We start from the raw sequence: 2,008 nt of genomic DNA, 5'->3' as shown, positions 1-2,008 counted from the left end.
GGCTCGTAAGCCTCTGGCGCCGGCAGGGCGCGGGTCCGTTGTGCCCACCCGTTCCGCCCCAGCGGAACGATTGCCCACAACGGGGGGGCGGCGGCCGTTGAGGGTGGGTGCCGCCCCGGCGGAGCGATGGCCCACAACGGGGGGCGGCGGGTGGGCACCGCCCCGGTGGGACCAGCGCCTACAACGGACGGGGCGCGGGCCGTGAGGGTCAGTCCGTGGCGTCCGGGGTCGGGGGCTTCGTGTGGAGGATCGCGCGGGCCTGCTCGGCGGCCCGCGCCGTGCTCTCGGAGACGAAGTCGAGGAAGCGCGCGACGTTCTCCAGGCGGTTCCCGGCCGGAGTGCCGGACCCGAGCACGGTGACCCCCTCCCGCGCCGTGTCGACGATCTGCGCGATCGACCGGGCGGAGGCCATCATCGCCTGGTACCAGACGTCGTCGTCGACGGTGTACCGCTCGCGGCGGCGGTCGTCGCGTTCCCGCCGGATGAGGCCCTGGCTGTCGAGGAAGGCGACCGCCTTGGAGACGGAGGCGGGGCTGACCTGGAGGCGGGCGGAGAGTTCGGACGCGGTGAGGCTGCCCGCGTCGGCGAGGGTGAGGCTGGCCATGACGCGGGCCATCATCTTGGGCATGCCCGAGCCCATCATGACGGTCGTGAGGGTCTCCTCGAACGCGGCGACGGCCTCGGCGTCACGCCCATGGGCCTGCGGGGCGACGGCAGTTCCCCGTGGCGCGGCCGGCTTGCGGCGGTGGGCGCGGTGTTCGGTGGCGCGGTGGGCGAGGTCGGCGCGGTAACTGGTGGGGCCGCCGTTGCGCATGACCTCGCGCGTGATGGTGGAGGTCGGGCGGTCGAGGCGCCGGGCGATCTCCGCGTACGCGAGGCCGTCGGCCAGCCCCAGCGCGATCTGCTGACGTTCCGGCTGGGTGAGTCTGCCTCCGGGCATCGCGGTCTCCTTCGTAGGCGCGTGATGGGCAGAGCATAGCGTTCACCGACACTCCATTGCAACGAATCGCACCACACTCGTTGCATTACATCCAGAACCATTGCAATGAAATCTCTCAACTGACCTGCAATAACAGCGATCCTGCGCAACGCAATGCTTGCCGGATCATCGAACGCAACGTAGCTTTTCCTTCATCGGAAACGGCGGGGCGAACAACCGCCCCGCTCCATACGAAGGAGAAGCACCATGCAGAACTTCGCCACCCCCGCCGCCATCGTCGCCACCCTCTCCGTCCCCGCCGGCCGCATCCGCCTCATCGCCGCCGACCGCACCGACACCACCGTCGAGGTCCTGCCCACCGACCCCTCCAAGAGCCGCGACGTGAAGACGGCCGAGCGCACCGAAGTCGCCTACGCCGACGGCGTCCTGACCATCGAGGTCCCGAAGTCGAAGGGCGGCATCCTCGGCGGCACCGGCTCCATCGACGTGACCGTCCAGCTCCCCACCGGCTCCCGCGTCGAGGGCCAGGCGGCCGCCGCCGAACTGACCGCCGTCGGCCGGTTCGACGCCATCGCCTTCGAGGGCGCGTACCGCGAGATCAACCTCGACGAGGTCGCGAACCTCCGCCTCACCGCCGTCGACGGCGCGGTCGACGTCGCCCTGATCGCCGGCTCCTCCGAGATCACCACCGCCCGGGGCGACATCCGCATCGCCCGGGCACTGGCCGGCACGGTCACCCTGACCACCCAGCTGGGCGACATCTCGATCGCCGCCGCCACCGGCGTCTCGGCCTCCCTCGACGCCGGCACCGCCTACGGCCGTGTCAACAACTCCCTCAAGAACGACGGCACTTCCACTCTCGACATCCGTGCCACCACCGCGTACGGCGACATCACCGCCCGCAGCCTCTGACCCCCAGCCCCCGACGCGCAGCCCCCAAGGAGCCATCACCATGACCACCCCGGCCATCGCAGCGAGCGGGCTGCGCAAGTCCTACGGCGACAAGACCGTCCTGGACGGCATCGACCTCACCGTCCCCGAAGGCACGGTCTTCGCCCTCCTCGGCCC

At 71.0% G+C, this 2,008-nt stretch carries 2 protein-coding genes and 1 pseudogene; 2 read left to right on the top strand and 1 reads right to left on the bottom strand.

What is annotated here, in order from left to right; all coding sequences use genetic code 11:
* Nucleotides 1-208: 208 nt before the first annotated feature.
* A complete protein-coding gene (locus ACH4TP_RS40325) occupies nucleotides 209-940 on the bottom strand; it encodes a helix-turn-helix domain-containing protein (protein WP_389236757.1) in 732 nt (243 codons plus the stop codon).
* 246 nt (nucleotides 941-1,186) lie between these two features.
* On the opposite strand from ACH4TP_RS40325, the gene ACH4TP_RS40320 reads away from it, so the two are divergent.
* Together ACH4TP_RS40320 and ACH4TP_RS40315 are read left to right on the top strand one after the other, a co-directional pair.
* A complete protein-coding gene (locus ACH4TP_RS40320) occupies nucleotides 1,187-1,852 on the top strand; it encodes a DUF4097 family beta strand repeat-containing protein (RefSeq protein ID WP_398440719.1) in 666 nt (221 codons plus the stop codon).
* Nucleotides 1,809-2,008: pseudogene (locus ACH4TP_RS40315) on the top strand (ABC transporter); the annotation flags it as partial. The gene ACH4TP_RS40320 and the pseudogene ACH4TP_RS40315, both read left to right, overlap by 44 nt.

Origin of the sequence: Streptomyces sp. NPDC021012 (assembly GCF_044333355.1) — a bacterium.
GTDB lineage: Bacteria > Actinomycetota > Actinomycetes > Streptomycetales > Streptomycetaceae > Streptomyces.
The sequence above is the reverse complement of the archived record's forward strand: the minus strand, read 5'-3'. Positions and strand labels throughout refer to the sequence as shown.